The 13,439-nt window shown below is 60.0% G+C and carries 15 protein-coding genes and 1 tRNA gene; 6 read left to right on the top strand and 10 right to left on the bottom strand.

Annotation, left to right across the window (positions count from 1 at the left end):
- Positions 1-195: 195 nt before the first annotated feature.
- Complete coding sequence (locus ABID19_RS06445; RefSeq protein WP_354488945.1) at positions 196-1,185, top strand: LysR family transcriptional regulator; 990 nt, start codon at positions 196-198, stop codon at positions 1,183-1,185.
- A 269-nt stretch (positions 1,186-1,454) separates the two neighbouring features.
- On the opposite strand, the gene ABID19_RS06440 is transcribed toward ABID19_RS06445, so the two are convergent.
- From ABID19_RS06440 to ABID19_RS06410, 7 genes are all read right to left on the bottom strand, one after another.
- Entirely contained in the window at positions 1,455-2,336 is an 882-nt protein-coding gene (locus ABID19_RS06440; RefSeq protein ID WP_354488943.1) for a hypothetical protein, read from the bottom strand.
- Positions 2,333-2,728: a phage holin family protein gene (locus ABID19_RS06435; protein WP_354488941.1), complete on the bottom strand. Its 396-nt coding sequence runs from the start codon at positions 2,726-2,728 to the stop codon at positions 2,333-2,335. Before ABID19_RS06435 ends, ABID19_RS06440 begins: the two co-directional genes overlap by 4 nt.
- The gene (locus tag ABID19_RS06430; protein ID WP_354488939.1) at positions 2,725-3,363 is read right to left on the bottom strand and encodes a hypothetical protein; all 639 of its coding nucleotides are present in this window, start codon (positions 3,361-3,363) and stop codon (positions 2,725-2,727) included. The genes ABID19_RS06435 and ABID19_RS06430 overlap by 4 nt, the downstream gene beginning before the upstream one ends.
- Positions 3,364-3,996: 633 nt before the next feature.
- Positions 3,997-4,722 (bottom strand): Crp/Fnr family transcriptional regulator, encoded by a 726-nt coding sequence (locus ABID19_RS06425; protein ID WP_354488937.1) that lies wholly within the window; start codon positions 4,720-4,722, stop codon positions 3,997-3,999.
- A gap of 195 nt (positions 4,723-4,917) precedes the next feature.
- Entirely contained in the window at positions 4,918-5,124 is a 207-nt protein-coding gene (locus ABID19_RS06420) for a DUF3606 domain-containing protein (protein ID WP_352936947.1), read from the bottom strand.
- Between the two features lie 199 nt (positions 5,125-5,323).
- Positions 5,324-5,397 (bottom strand) — tRNA-Gly (locus tag ABID19_RS06415).
- Positions 5,398-5,476: 79 nt separating this feature from the next.
- Complete coding sequence (locus tag ABID19_RS06410) at positions 5,477-7,348, bottom strand: acyltransferase family protein (protein ID WP_354488935.1); 1,872 nt, start codon at positions 7,346-7,348, stop codon at positions 5,477-5,479.
- A 266-nt stretch (positions 7,349-7,614) separates the two neighbouring features.
- On the opposite strand from ABID19_RS06410, the gene ABID19_RS06405 reads away from it, so the two are divergent.
- Positions 7,615-7,878, top strand: coding sequence for a DUF6460 domain-containing protein (locus tag ABID19_RS06405; protein ID WP_352936949.1), 264 nt, complete (start codon positions 7,615-7,617; stop codon positions 7,876-7,878).
- A 50-nt stretch (positions 7,879-7,928) separates the two neighbouring features.
- On the opposite strand, the gene ABID19_RS06400 is transcribed toward ABID19_RS06405, so the two are convergent.
- Positions 7,929-8,831, bottom strand: coding sequence for a histone deacetylase family protein (locus ABID19_RS06400; protein ID WP_354488933.1), 903 nt, complete (start codon positions 8,829-8,831; stop codon positions 7,929-7,931).
- 116 nt (positions 8,832-8,947) lie between these two features.
- Between ABID19_RS06400 and ABID19_RS06395 the strand changes: the two genes are divergently transcribed.
- Positions 8,948-10,285, top strand: coding sequence for an MATE family efflux transporter (locus tag ABID19_RS06395; RefSeq protein ID WP_354489484.1), 1,338 nt, complete (start codon positions 8,948-8,950; stop codon positions 10,283-10,285).
- Positions 10,286-10,402: 117 nt separating this feature from the next.
- Entirely contained in the window at positions 10,403-10,594 is a 192-nt protein-coding gene (locus ABID19_RS06390) for a hypothetical protein (protein WP_352937062.1), read from the top strand.
- Between the two features lie 74 nt (positions 10,595-10,668).
- Here ABID19_RS06390 and ABID19_RS06385 read toward each other — a convergent pair whose 3' ends face one another.
- Both ABID19_RS06385 and ABID19_RS06380 read right to left on the bottom strand, forming a co-directional pair.
- A complete protein-coding gene (locus ABID19_RS06385; protein ID WP_354488931.1) occupies positions 10,669-11,745 on the bottom strand; it encodes a quinone-dependent dihydroorotate dehydrogenase in 1,077 nt (358 codons plus the stop codon).
- Complete coding sequence (locus tag ABID19_RS06380) at positions 11,742-12,092, bottom strand: DUF952 domain-containing protein (RefSeq protein ID WP_354488929.1); 351 nt, start codon at positions 12,090-12,092, stop codon at positions 11,742-11,744. The genes ABID19_RS06385 and ABID19_RS06380 overlap by 4 nt, the downstream gene beginning before the upstream one ends.
- A gap of 109 nt (positions 12,093-12,201) precedes the next feature.
- On the opposite strand from ABID19_RS06380, the gene ABID19_RS06375 reads away from it, so the two are divergent.
- Both ABID19_RS06375 and ABID19_RS06370 read left to right on the top strand, forming a co-directional pair.
- Positions 12,202-12,639 carry a hypothetical protein gene (locus ABID19_RS06375; protein ID WP_354488927.1) on the top strand — a complete coding sequence of 146 codons (438 nt, stop codon included), beginning with the start codon at positions 12,202-12,204 and terminating at the stop codon, positions 12,637-12,639.
- A gap of 124 nt (positions 12,640-12,763) precedes the next feature.
- Complete coding sequence (locus ABID19_RS06370) at positions 12,764-13,423, top strand: response regulator transcription factor (protein WP_352936954.1); 660 nt, start codon at positions 12,764-12,766, stop codon at positions 13,421-13,423.
- Positions 13,424-13,439: the final 16 nt, after the last annotated feature.

The following is a 13,439-nucleotide window of genomic DNA, read 5'->3' as shown; positions in this document are numbered from 1 at the left end:
TGAGACTCTGGTTCCAGTCGATGCGATTTTTCTCGCTGGCGACGGTCAAGCCTCAGGACCGGCAAAGGGTGTGGCTCTTTGCCATAACTGTCAAATGCGATCTTTGATGGTTGCTATACCGAAACTGATATATTGAAAGCCGACGAAGACCTGGCCGGATTGCCGGGTCGGCCACGAGCGGGACAAGAAAAGACCATGGCGGCGCTGCGGAATCCTGATGGACTTTCAGCCAGTTACGAAGAACTCTCCGGCGACGGAGAGATCCTGCTGCGCAGCGGCCTCAGCCTGCGCCACATGCGTATGATCGCAGCTCTCGACGACCATGGCCGGGTCAGTGCGGCAGCCCAGGTCATGAACATTTCTCAGCCCGCCGCCTCGCGCATGATCGCCGAGATGGAGGCCGTGCTCGATGTGAAACTGTGCGAAAGGCTGCCGCGCGGCATCACGCTGACGCCCTATGGCAAGGCGTTGGCGAGGCGCGCGCGTTCGATCCTACTCGAGATGCGTGAGGTCGACCGCGAGATTTCAGAGCTCAAGGCTGGCAAGGGCGGCTCGGTATTCCTGGGCGCGGTAACTGCCCCTGCGATCGAGCTCGCCGTGCCGGCGATCCGCGAAATCCGGCGCATCTATCCGCGCATCGAGATCACCATGCAGGTCGAGACCTCCAATGTGCTGGCGCGCGAGCTGATCGCCACGCGTCACGATTTCATCATCGCGCGCGTCCCCGACGACCTCAATCCGCGGCTGTTCGAGGCTCGCGTCATCGGCGTCGAAAAAGCCTGCCTGATCGTGCGCCGCGGCCACCCGCTCGCCAAGGGCAAGGCGGTGGGGCTGGAGGAGACCGCCGCGTACGACTGGGTTTTCCAGTCGGGCGGCTCGCCGCTGCGCCAGGCGATGGAAAGCAATTTCCTGAACCGCAACATCGCGCTGCCGGACCGCATCCTCAACACTAGCTCGCTGCTGCTCACCCTGGTCATGGTCGCGCAGTCGGATGCCATCGCGCCGGTGTCGATCCAGGTGGCGAAATTCATCCAAAACCCCGAGGGGCTGGCCGGCGCCATCGACGTCGTCCAGACCGAGTTCGACATCGAGGTCAGGCCCTATAGCCTGATCACCGTGAAGAATCGCGTGCTGTCGCCGGCGGCCAAGATGCTGCACGACTTCATTTTGAGAGAGGTGGGCTGACGGCTGGAGCGGGTAGCGAACCCGCATCAGGATCAGTGAACCCAACGGGTTAGTCGTGCCCTCCGGAGGCTGTTAACTCAAGCGATTCGTTGCATAGCTATCGCAGCTGTTCCGCTTGGCATCCAGGCGACAAATCGTACTTTCGCGGCACGGCTCGTCGGCCAAGCCGCTTCAATTCAGAATATCGCTCGGGTCGCCCACACCGCCGACGAGTTTGCTCTGTAGCAAAATCGATTGGCCAGCAGTCCTGCTCTTGCAGGCTAGCGCTGCTATGAGCTTGCAGAAGACCCGTCCGACGACCCCGGCAAACGATCGCGAATGGCTTCCTCGGTTCGCTTTGCCCCCGATTCCATGACTTTGCCGACCTTGCCTGCCAGTGTGTCGGCATCTCCACCCCAGCTTTGCCGGTCGGCCTCTTCCTTGACCGTTTCGTAAGCCTCGGCGGCAACTTGCTTTGCTTGCTCCAGACCGGTTTCGAAAACCTCCTCCGCACTGTCGCGAATTTTGTCGCGGTAGGCGCCAAGGTGCTCGTCCTCTGTGGCTGTGTGGGGCAGCATCACCCCGATGGCAGTGCCCAGCGCAAGTCCGACTGCGGCGATAGCCAGCGGTTCGCGCTCGAAGAGGTCTTGTGCCGATTGGCGCGTCCGAGCCGCTATCTCGCTGGCGCTTGAGCCGAGCTGTCCGGCGGTTTTTGTCGTCCTCTCCTTGGCGCCAGTTGCAGCGTTTGCTGCAGCTTCGGCCGCGCCGCTTGCTGCTGAGGTCACTGAACCGGCGGTATCGGAGAGCATCGCCCCTATACCGGACCCTTCGTTGCCCTGGCTGAAATCATCGCCGCGCAGGTCGGAGAAAGCGTCGGGAGCCATGCCTGTCCGATATGTGGCAGCAGCTGAACTGGTTCCTGACGTGCCGTTGCCAAGCATAAGCCACGCCAGCCCGGCTCCAATCAACGTCAGCGGCAACGGGTTGTCCCTGACTTGCGACTTGAGATTGCCAAGCATGGCAGGCCCTTCGCCGCCGGCGAACATTCCGGTAAATTCGTCGATCAATTGACCCGGTGTCATCTTGCTGCGGATCGAATCGGCGGTGTCTGCAATTTTCGCCCGGGCGATGTCGGCCTCGCGTTCGAGTTCGGCTGCGGATTTGTCGCTCATCTTATTTGATCCTTGATCACGCGCGCGTCGCGCTTCAGTTGGTCTTGTGTGCGACCGGGGGCCAGCTCGGAAGGTGCAATGCTTTTAGTGCCAGAACGCAAAAGAATGATTCCCAGTATCGCGACGACGATCCCGACCAGCAGCGAGGACCATCCCGCTCCCAACCCGGCACTCGCCAGGGCAATCACAAGTGCTTGCAAAAGCACCATCAAGGCCGCGAGGAGGCATATGGCGCCACCCAGAACCTCAGCCGCGCCAGCGCCGGCCTTGCTCATTTTTTCCGACATTTCGGCCCGCAACAGCATACTTTCGGTCTGAAGCAGCGTCGTGACCTGCTGTGCCAGATCGCTAACCAGGGTTGCGAGGCCACGGCTTTCCTGATTGTCGGTCATGGGTTCTGCTCCAGGTTTGCCCCCGCCCAGTCGTCGCCGGCCAAGTCACCGTCGCGCTGGTTGGAGGGCGGCGTCGGGTCGGGGGCCTCTGCCGATCGCAATACGGACTCGTCCGAGGTCGAAGCCGTTTCGGAAGGCCGATCTGTTGCCGATCGACGCTGTGTTTCGGTCGGGGCAGATGGCGGCGAGCTCTTGATAAATCGCCCCAGCGCCAAGCCTGCCAATACTGAACCGGCGATCATCGCCCCCGAGTTTTCGCGGCCGAACGACCGCATCTCGCCGAGAACATCTTCGAACGGTTTGTCCTTCAACGAAGATGAAAAGCGCTCAAGTGCGCCGGCGGCGTCGAGGGTGAACTTCGAAGCGGTCCGTTGATCATTATTGGCCAGATGCTCGCTTGCCGCTCGCAGCGCTCCGCTAAAGGCCTTCAGGTTGGAGCTGATATCGCGCTGTGTTCCCTCGGCCTGGCTGAGTAAGGCCTGCTTCGCTTCCGAGGCATAATCGCCCGCCTTATCGCGAGCGCCATGGAGTGCCTCCGTCGCGGTCTGCGCTTCCTGCTGAAACCGCTCGGACAACTCGCTTTTGGCAATTTCGAAATCGGCCGGCTTACGCCCCTGATCGTCTTCGCGCTGCATGGTATCTCTCCTATTGGAACCCGAGGAAGGAGAGGATCGCAAGCACGACGACGACAAGGCCGATGAGATAAATGACACTGTTCATGGTGGCAATCTCCTCCATTGCCTAACGAACTTGCCTGGGGCAAACAGGTTCCATCACTAGTAACTAAATTAGATATTTCTAAATGATATGTGAGCCTGGCAGACTTCCTGGAAAGTTCGCACACGTAGGTGTTCCAAGGAACGGACCCTGGTCCGCGTCTTGCGCATCGGACTTCAAAGGCCCATGGTCAGGCTGGTTTTATGGAGCACCAGGCCTAACCCGCATTGAGGTCAAAGCTCACCGGAAGGTCGTGGTCGATTGCACGATCAGCAATCATGTTTGCCAGGTCAGAATCAGAGACCGGACATGTCGGAACAATCTGTTTGAGGGCCTTTACGGCGAGCCCAGTCGATATGAAACTATGGCGCCGCCTCCGAATATTTATGTACTGTTCGATGAGGTTTTCGAGCTCGCGCATGCGCAATCCTTCTTGGACGTGAACCGTGCTTACTAAACCCAGCAGTAATCGATCCGGAGCGAGGGCTCATTCACATTGTTTATTTGGCCAGAAATCTTGATGCCGCATTCGTGCGCCCTGGCCGAGGCAGTCACCGCGGTTCATGAAAAAGATTTAGGTAGGTCGCATCAAAGTCGGCCAGCAACGCCAACCGCTCGAAATCCAGGATAACAATCCTCCTGTCTTTCCAGCTAACCAGGTCCGTTGCTCGAAGTTCCTGCAGCGTCCGGTTCACGTGAACTACAGATAGACCAAGCACGTCGCCCAATTCCGCTTGCGTTAGTGGGATCGCGAACGACTGGTCAGAGGCCAAGCCAACTATTTCTAACCGGATATACAACTCGCAAATTATATGTGCGAGATGCTGTTTGGCGGACCGACGGCCGAGGCAGGTTATCCAAGTTCGCTGGATTGAGGCATCGATGGCGGTTGAAAGCCAGAACATCCGGGTAAGATGTGGACTTCTATCCATCGCTGTGAGCAGGTCTTTGTGTCGAATGAAAACTACATCGCACGAGCCCAGCGCGCTCACGCTATGATCCATCATTTTTAGCAGTAAACTATGCAGATCGACAAAGTCTCCCGGGACGTGGATTGCCGTTATTTGACGCTTACCTTCCCGAATGGCCTGGTTTCGAACTGCGAAACCACTCGCGACAAGACAGCTTTCGGCAGGGCGGGAACCCTCCCTGACGATCTCCTCATCGGGTCCGAAAGTTACCGGCCGGACCGGAAGAGCGTCAATAAGCGCGATCTCGTCTGTCGGCAGGGTGTCGCGGCGGTCGAGCATACGAACCAAGAGGTCTTTGCCGAACATCGCGGTCCCTTTTACTAGGTCAGGAATCGAGTTCCAGCGGCTCGCGCCTCGGCTGATCGTGCCAGATGGCCTGCCGCAGGTCCCCAGCATCTACAACTTTGCCGGCTGTCGAACACGGATAGAAATGGTTTCTCTTATGCTCGAACTCGTCAATATATCGCTCGCCGGTAATGGGTCCCGGTTGTGAAAGTTTGATCATTGTTCGAGAACCGTTCTCTGCGTTCCGAGCTTCCGAGCCTCCCGATACAGGGTCTCGCGATCGTTACCGTGTTTGCCAAAAAGCTCGCGGATCTGCGGTATTGAAAGGCCAAACTTGTTGGCGAAATAGCGGAACTCAAATTCTCCGTCACTCGCGACGCGGTTTTCGCCGCCAGAACCTCTATTGCTCTTGTCTTCGGCCATTTTGGTGCCTCCCTGCTGGCCTTCAGATCAAGCGCAACGCGGATCAGCGTCTTTTGTTGCTGCTGCTTATTAGAATCACGGTATGTTCTGGAAGCTGATATACGCCGCCGACCAAGACTCGATCAGGTGGCCAAACCGCTGCGTGCCGGCGCCGACCGGCCCGAAACCGCGACGGTCGTCATCCTCAGGCGGAGCAAGGTGGAGCGGGTAGCGGGAATCGAACCCGCGCGTTCAGCTTGGGAAGCTGACAAGCTACCATTACATCATACCCGCGCAGCAGCCTCGTTACCACGCAAGCCGGCGTTCGGGCAATCGCTAAGCGTGCATTCGTGCCTTGTCAGCCGCCCGACCGTTACTCCGTCGTGGCAAGGGCATCGTCTACGGCAAAATCCGGCCAGTATTTCGAAATTGCCAGCGTGGCCCCGATTGAAGAGAAATGGCCATAGTCGAAATAGAGAAACTGGCCTGCGTCGGCGTAGGAGCAGCGTCCGGCGCTACAGAGGGATTCGAGCGGATCGATGAAGGTGGCGCCTTTGGTAAATGAGCGCACACGGTTGTTGATGTCGGGATCCATGGCCATCGGCCAGGATGTATCGTCCAGGTTTCCACGCTTTGCGAAGAACGCGATTTTCCGAACATCGGTTATGAACTGAGGAGACTGGCCGATGACAAACACGCGCACACCCAGCTCGCGAAGCGTATCGATCGTTTGCTGGAGACCGTCGAAACTCCTGGCCTCGTAGTCGGTCCACCGGCCGCTGAGCACAACCGTCTTGATGCCAGCGTCCTGAATAACCTTCAAAGCCTGCTGGTTGAACCGCATGCAATCCGGGCGCGCGTAGGAGAAGTAGGAGAGTATCGGCGGACAACCTGCGTAAGTATATTCCACGACGTTGGCCTGTAGTTGATTTGCGTTGGCGTCCAGGCCTGAGACATAGTGGGCGGCGAACGAGTCTCCCCACAACAACACCGTTCTTGAGAAGCCGCGAGTGCGCGTGCAATCCTCGATATTCCAGCTTTCGATCCGGCTGGAGCCCTCGTTGAAACAAGTGCCATTGAGCCAATCCCCGACAGGAATCTGCTGTTGAGCGTAGTCCGGAAACCGTTGCGGGAAGCCGTTGCCGAGCGCCCCGGCCGCCCCGCCAGCGCAAAGAAGAGCGATCGCGCCCGCTGAGAAGGCGAAGATAGGCACCGGGGCGGTGAAGCTCCTTTTCTGCCGAAACGGTTGCTCGATATATTTCCAGGAGAATGCCGCCAGTGCGAAGCTTGCCACCGTCATCGCAACGGTCATCGAGGGTTCGAGTTTTTGCAATGAAAGATAATGCGCGAATGCGTTGATCGGCCAGTGAACAAGATAAAGCGAATACGAGATGAGACCGATCCAGACCAGCGGCCGGACTTCGAGGATGCGGGTAACGACCGTCGAAGGGGTATTCTGGCCGACATAGATGAGGAGGGCCGTTCCGAGGCACGGATACAAAGCGTTGTAGCCCGGGAATGGGTCGCTCTCCGAAATCGTGAAGAAGCCGACGGCGAGAAGGCCAAATCCGGCCAGTCCGACCAGTTCAAGAAGAAACCGGTTGCTCAGGGGTGGGGGTCGTTTCAGCATGAGCACGGCGCCCAGCATAAGCTCCCAGATCCGTGTCGGCAGCAGGTAGAATCCGGCGTTCGGCGCCAGCCATGTCGCCATAACCGCCAGCACGAAGCTGCCGACAATGATCGGCAGGAGTACCGTCAGCCAGCGCTTCCCAAAATAGCGATAGATCAGGAACATCAGGATTGGGGCAAAGATGTAGTACTGCTCTTCGACCGAAAGCGACCACGTGTGCAACAGCGGTCGCAGCTCGGCATCGATCGAGAAGTAATTTGACGTTTTCCAAAAATAAATATTCGACCAGAACGTCGAGGCCGCTATGACGCTGAGGCTGAATTCGTGCAGATCTGACGGCAGAAGAATGAATAATGCCGCAATGCAGGTGAGAAGCATGACAAAGATCAGCGCCGGCAGAATGCGCCGGGCACGGCGCCAGTAGAAGCTGACGATCGAGAACTGGCCGCGTTCAAGGTCGTCCAGAAGGCTTCCGGTGATCAGGTAGCCGGATATGACGAAGAAAATATCGACGCCGGTAAAGCCGCCTGGAATTGCCGAGATTCCGAAATGGAACAATACAACCGGCAGTACAGCAACGGCCCGGAGGCCATCGATATCGCGCCTGTACTTCATTCAAGAGGCCCTGTGTTCGCAGGTCACGGTGACACAGCGCAATCCGTCCACAACAGGGCGATGAGTCTGGCAGATCGAGATCAACGGGTTACCCTCTGTCCTCCAATTTTGCTGCACTGCAACATAAGTGTCAAGCTTGGCGAACACACAATCCGCAAACCGCCGTGCTGAGCAACTGGATTCAGCGACCACCTTGATGCCAGCGCGGCAAGTGCGTATTTCTGGACCTGTACCCGAATCGGGTTAACCGAATCTGGAGACACGCCTTGTCCGCACTGACGCGCTTTCTTGGCGATACGCCGCTCCGGGTGCTTCTGAAGCTGCTGGTGGTATCGTTCCTCGTCGGCCTGGTGATGAACGCTTTCGGCTGGTCGCCGGCGGATGTGCTCTACGGCATCCGGAATTTCTTCGTCGATCTCTGGAATCTGGGTTTTCGCGCTATTGACCGTTTCCTCGGCTATATCCTGCTGGGCGCAGCGATCGTCATTCCGGCCTTCCTCCTGCTCAGGATCGCCAACTACCGGAAATAGGACATGGTCCCGAACCAGCAGTTCGCAGGATCACGTCAATCGGTCAGGCCTCACGCGAAGCCTGAAGCCACTTCGAACAGGATGGCATGGCGCGCGGCGAGCGCCGCCACGTCAGTCGAATAGCCGCCGCCGATAACGCCGCAGACCGGGATCCCGAGCCCGCGGAAATGACGGATCACCATGGTGTCGCGGGCGCGCAGTCCCTCGTTCGACAGCGACAACCTGCCAAGCCGGTCATCGGCATGGACGTCGACCCCGGCGTTATAGAAGACGATGTCCCAAGGCGCCATGGCGGTGAGTTCCGGCAGGATGGCGCCCAGTCTTTCGAGATAGGCCGCATCGCCAGTGCCGTCGGGCAGCGCGATATCAAGGTCGGAAGCGATCTTGCGCGTCGGATAGTTGCGGTCGCCATGCATGGAAAAGGTGAACACGCGCCGCTCGTCGCCGAGAATATCCGCCGTTCCGTCGCCCTGATGGACGTCGAGATCGACGATCAAGATGTTGCGGGCGGCAGCTTTGGAAAGCAGCACGAGTGAAGCAACCGCAACGTCGTTGAAGGTGCAGAAACCGGCCCCTTGCGCACGCCGCGCATGATGGCTGCCGCCAGCGGTATTGCAGGCGATGCCGTTCAGCAACGCCAGCCGAGCCGCCAGCACCGTGCCGCCCGTTGCCAGTTGCGCCCTGAGCGAGACCCGCGGGCTCACCGGAAAGCCGATCTCGCGCTCGATTTTTTCAGGCACTTCGCAGGCCAGCACCTGATCGACATAACAGGCGGCATGGGCAAGCTTCAGCCATAATGCCGGCGCCGGGCTCGGCATGTTGAACGCCTCGGATACGGCAAGTCCGCGCGCGCTCAAGGCTTCCATCAGCAGTGGGTACTTGCTCATCGGGAAGCGATGGTTGACGGCAAAACCGGCGTCGTAGTCGGGATGGTGAACGATCTGCAGGGGCATGAGCGGCAGAGGCCAGAGGCGAGTTTCGGTTGGCCGTAGCGGGATGAGTGGTTGCACGGCGTCGGGAAACTGAGGCACATCGGCTGTTCGATCAAGCCGCAATAGAGGAGCGGATACTGGATCAGGTGCCAGCAACGGCCAATGGCCGGACCTTTATCGTCACCAACCGCTCGGTGCTCACTATCGCGGTGCCGATGACGCTCGCCTATCTGACGACGCCGCTGCTCGGCATCGTCGACACCGCAGTGGTCGGGCAGTTCGGCGACGCTGCCCTTCTCGGTGGCCTGGCGGCAGGCGCCCTGGTCTTCGACGTCGTCTTCACCTCCTTCAACTTCCTGCGCTCCGGCACGACCGGCCTCGTCGCCCAGGCGTTGGGGCGTGGCGACGAACTGGAGGAACAGGCGGTGTTCTGGCGCGCGGTGCTGATCGCGGTCGTCGCCGGCATCGTGCTTGCCGCCCTTGCGCCATTGGTCGCCATCGCCGGGCAATGGTTCATGGATGCCGAGCCGCGCGTCAGCGAGGCGATGGCCGTCTATATCCGCATCAGACTGCTCGCCGCACCGTTCTCGCTGATCAACTACGCCATCCTCGGCTATGTGCTGGGGCGCGGCGAGGGCGGGCTGGGACTGATGCTGCAATTGGTGCTCAACGGCATCAACATCGCGCTCTGCATTCTGCTGGGGCTGGAACTCGGCTGGGGCGTTGCCGGCGTCGCCTGGGCGACCGCCACCGGTGAGTTCGTCGCCATGCTGCTTGGCCTGGCGATCGTCATCAGGCGTTTCTCGGCAGCACCCCGCCTGCCGCGCCATCGCATCCTCGATCTGTCGGCATTCCTGCGCATGATGTCGCTCAATCGCGACATCATGATCCGGTCGTTCTCGCTGCTCGCTGCTTTCGCGCTGTTCACCCGCCAGGGCGCACAATTCGGCACGGTGACACTGGCCGCCAACGCTGTGCTGATGAACTTTTTCCTTATCGCCGGTTATTTCCTCGACGGTTTCGCCACGGCAGCCGAACAGCTCGCCGGACGCGCCGTCGGCGCGCATGCCGCCATGCAATTCCGGCAGGCGGTGCGGCTGACCCTGTTCTGGGGCTTCGGGCTGGCGGCCACGGCGACGCTTGTCCTTTTGCTGGGCGGTACCGGCCTGATCGCCCTGATCACGACGTCACAAGATGTTCGCGCCGTTGCCGACATCTATCTGCCCTGGGCGGCATTCACCGCGCTCAGCGGCGTGCTGGCGTTTCAGATGGATGGCGTCTTCATTGGCGCGACCTGGTCGCGCGACATGCGCAACATGATGCTTCTGTCGTTCCTCATCTTCAGCGGTGCGCTGCTCGTCCTGGCGCCGGCCTTCGGCAATCACGGCCTATGGGCGGCGCTGCATGTCTTCCTGCTGGTGCGTGGCTTCAGCCTGCTTGCCATTTTGCGCTTGCGGATGCGGACGGCGTTTTAGCCAGTGTCCTAGGTCAACTTTCGCGCAGGGTGGAAAGCGATCCTATTCTCCATAAGTTCTGGCGTCAGCGGACCGCTTGCACTTCCAGTCGATTTCGTTACGTTTTTCGGCAGCTTGATGCAGCAATTGTTCTGGGGGAAGCCTGTGCGAAGTTACCTGCCATACGTCTTAGGCGCGGCGCTGGGGCTGCTCGTTGCGTTCATTCTTTCCGCAATTTTGGGCGTCGGCGGAACTGCTCAGTTGCTTCTTTTTGGATTGTTGCCTGCTATCGGCGGCGCCGCCTGCGAGCGGATCGTCAGTCGCAATTGACCCTGGACGAATGAGCGCAAAGGGGTTGTGAACGGATGCGTCTCGAACTGAAACATTACGCTTTAAAGCGCAATTTAGAGTTGCTTCGACGCCCAGAAGTCGAGGCGGCTGTCACGTAGATCGCGTACAGATTTGAGCCGCTCTTTTTCCACGAAGCGGACCATCCCTGCAAGAATGCGGCCCGGCAGCGAAGGTCCGGCATAGATCATGCCGGTGTAGAGTTGGACGAGATCGGCGCCGGCACGGATCTTTTCCAGTGCCGTCTCAGCGGTAGAGACGCCGCCGACGCCGATGATGGCGCGGTGCGGGCCAAGCAGTTTGCGCATCTTGGCCAACACGATGGTCGAGCGCTCGAACAACGGTTTTCCCGAAAGCCCGCCGGCCTCGCCGGCAAATTCGGCGTTGCGTAGATCCGGTCGCGCAATCGTGGTGTTGGAGACGATGATGCCGTCGATTGCTTTGTCGGTGACCTCGGCGGCGATGTCTTCCAACTCGGCCTCGACCAGGTCCGGCGCGATCTTGAGGAAAACGGGCGGTTGCGCCGCCGCACCCGCACGGGCGGCTATGACGCGCGAAAGGAGATCGCCGAGCTGCTGCCGCGCCTGCATGTTGCGCAGGCCGGGTGTGTTTGGCGACGAGATGTTGACCGTCAGATAGGTGGCGTATGGCGCAAACCTGATAACGCCGCGTTCATAGTCGCTGACGCGGTCTGTGCTGTCCTTGTTGGCGCCGATGTTGACGCCGACGATGCCGGGCCGACCCTTGCGGGCGGCAAGCCGTTTCTCAGCGGCTTCGTGCCCCTCATTGTTGAAGCCCAGCCGATTGATCACCGCTTCGTCCGATGTCAGCCGGAAGATACGCGGCTTCGGGTTGCCCGCCTGTGGCAGCGGCGTGATCGTGCCGACCTCCGCAAAACCGAAGCCGAGGCCAAGCAGGGGATCGGCAACCTCGGCGTTCTTGTCGTAGCCGGCAGCCATGCCGAGCGGATTGGGGAAATCGATGCCGCAGACGCTGACTTTCAGCCGGTCGTCGCGCACGGGACGCCCGGCGACCGGCAACCCGCATTTCAGCGCGGCGATCGACAGGCCGTGGGCGGCTTCAGGATCGAATGCGAACAGGAGCCTCTGGCCGAGCCGGTCAAACACGCTCATTCGGTCTCCAACGCCGGGAATTGGTGCAGGCCGTCGCTGCCGAGCGGCAATGGTTGCACCCAGACGACGGTCTTCAGCTCGAGCGGCCCGTAAAGATGCGGGAACAGCGCGCCGCCGCGCGAGACCTCGTATCTCAGCGCATCACCCAGCTTAGCTCCATCGATGGCGACCAGCAGCAGCCCGGTCTGGCCGGCAAAGTGTTTTGCTGCCGTTTCCTTGGCCTGGCCGGCGGTGGAAAAATGGATGAAGCCGTCGGCGACATCGATCGGCGCGCCGGTGAAGCGGCCGTCTCTTTCGGCCTCGCGCCACAGCGGTTCAGGTACTATCTTGTAGATAATCTGAGACATGATTGCGCTATAGTCCGAACCAACCATGCGGGGAAGGGTGCGCCAGAGTTCTTCCCCATTTCCGGCGCAAACATGCGATAATTGCGCTCGCTAGCCTATGGAGGACAATATGCGTCCGCAGCACGTCTTGATTCCCGCAGCGCTCGTCTCGCTCGTCGCGGCATCGGCCTTTTCCGAGGAAGCCGACCGCTACCGGCTGGAAAAGTCGGCCAACGGTTATGTCCGCATGGACACGCAGACCGGTGCGATGTCGATCTGCGAGGAACGTTCCGGCCAGCTCGTCTGCAAGATGGCGGCCGACGAACGCACCGCCTTCCAGGACGAGGTCGACCGACTGCAAAGTTCGGTCAAAGCGCTCGACGAGCGCGTCGTCAAGCTCGAAAACTCACTGTCCGCCCGCCTCGAGTCGACCTTGCCCAGCGAGGAGGATTTCAACAAGACGATGAGCTACATGGAGCGCTTCCTGCGCGGCTTCATGGGTATCGTCAAGGACATGGAAAAGGACAGCGGCGAAGATGGCGCCAAGCCCAATTCGCAAAAAACCTGAGCACCATGCGCCGGGAACCCGGCGCATGGCCTTTGCCGCTTGAAAACGGCTGATATCGCCGCATATTCGTTCGACAGATCCCGCAAGAAGCAGACAATCATCAATGGGATTCGGGGAGGGTCATGTGCCGTCAGGCTACACTTTCGTCATCGCCGACGACCATCCGCTTTTTCGCGGCGCGCTGAGAGAGGCGCTTGCCGGCGTCGGCAATGTTGCCGGCATTCATGAGGCCGGCGATTTCGAAAGTGCCAAGGCGCTGGTCTTGTCCAATGAGGATGTCGATCTGGTGTTGCTCGACCTGTCCATGCCGGGCGCGAGCGGCCTTTCCGGTCTGATCTCGTTGCGTGGCATCCATCCGACGGTGCCGCTGGTCGTGGTGTCGGCGCATGACGATCCGGTGACCATCCGGCGCGCACTCGATCTCGGCGCTTCGGGTTTCATCTCCAAATCGGCCAGCATGGAGGAGATCCGCAGCGCCGTGCGGTCGGTGCTTGCCGGCGATATTGCCGCGCCCACGGGCATCGATCTCGGCGTCGAGCGTGATCCCGAAATCTCCGATCTGATCAAGCGGCTGCAGGCGCTGACGCCGCAGCAGACGCGCGTGCTTGGCATGCTCGCGGAAGGACTGCTCAACAAGCAGATCGCCTACGAACTCGGAGTCTCAGAAGCGACGATCAAGGCGCATGTCTCGGCCATTCTGCAGAAGCTTGGCGTCGACAGCCGCACTCAGGCGGTGATCCTGCTGTCCAAGATCGGCAGCGACCCGCTGCCGGCAGCCAGCTGAGTTCGCATGCAGATTG

This window comes from Mesorhizobium robiniae (genome assembly GCF_040545535.1).
Classification (GTDB): Bacteria; Pseudomonadota; Alphaproteobacteria; order Rhizobiales; family Rhizobiaceae; genus Mesorhizobium; species Mesorhizobium robiniae.
The sequence above is the reverse complement of the archived record's forward strand: the minus strand, read 5'-3'. Positions and strand labels throughout refer to the sequence as shown.

Coding starts and splice junctions, on each gene's coding strand:
- ABID19_RS06420 (WP_352936947.1), bottom strand. CDS start 5,124: ATGGCCGAAGACAAGAGCAATAGAGGTTCTGGCGGCGAAAACCGCGTC.
- ABID19_RS06430 (WP_354488939.1), bottom strand. CDS start 3,363: ATGCAGCGCGAAGACGATCAGGGGCGTAAGCCGGCCGATTTCGAAATT.
- ABID19_RS06445 (WP_354488945.1), top strand. CDS start 196: ATGGCGGCGCTGCGGAATCCTGATGGACTTTCAGCCAGTTACGAAGAA.
- ABID19_RS06375 (WP_354488927.1), top strand. CDS start 12,202: ATGCGTCCGCAGCACGTCTTGATTCCCGCAGCGCTCGTCTCGCTCGTC.
- ABID19_RS06425 (WP_354488937.1), bottom strand. CDS start 4,722: ATGTTCGGCAAAGACCTCTTGGTTCGTATGCTCGACCGCCGCGACACC.
- ABID19_RS06380 (WP_354488929.1), bottom strand. CDS start 12,092: ATGTCTCAGATTATCTACAAGATAGTACCTGAACCGCTGTGGCGCGAG.
- ABID19_RS06400 (WP_354488933.1), bottom strand. CDS start 8,831: ATGCCCCTGCAGATCGTTCACCATCCCGACTACGACGCCGGTTTTGCC.
- ABID19_RS06385 (WP_354488931.1), bottom strand. CDS start 11,745: ATGAGCGTGTTTGACCGGCTCGGCCAGAGGCTCCTGTTCGCATTCGAT.
- ABID19_RS06410 (WP_354488935.1), bottom strand. CDS start 7,348: ATGAAGTACAGGCGCGATATCGATGGCCTCCGGGCCGTTGCTGTACTG.
- ABID19_RS06390 (WP_352937062.1), top strand. CDS start 10,403: ATGCAGCAATTGTTCTGGGGGAAGCCTGTGCGAAGTTACCTGCCATAC.
- ABID19_RS06435 (WP_354488941.1), bottom strand. CDS start 2,728: ATGACCGACAATCAGGAAAGCCGTGGCCTCGCAACCCTGGTTAGCGAT.
- ABID19_RS06440 (WP_354488943.1), bottom strand. CDS start 2,336: ATGAGCGACAAATCCGCAGCCGAACTCGAACGCGAGGCCGACATCGCC.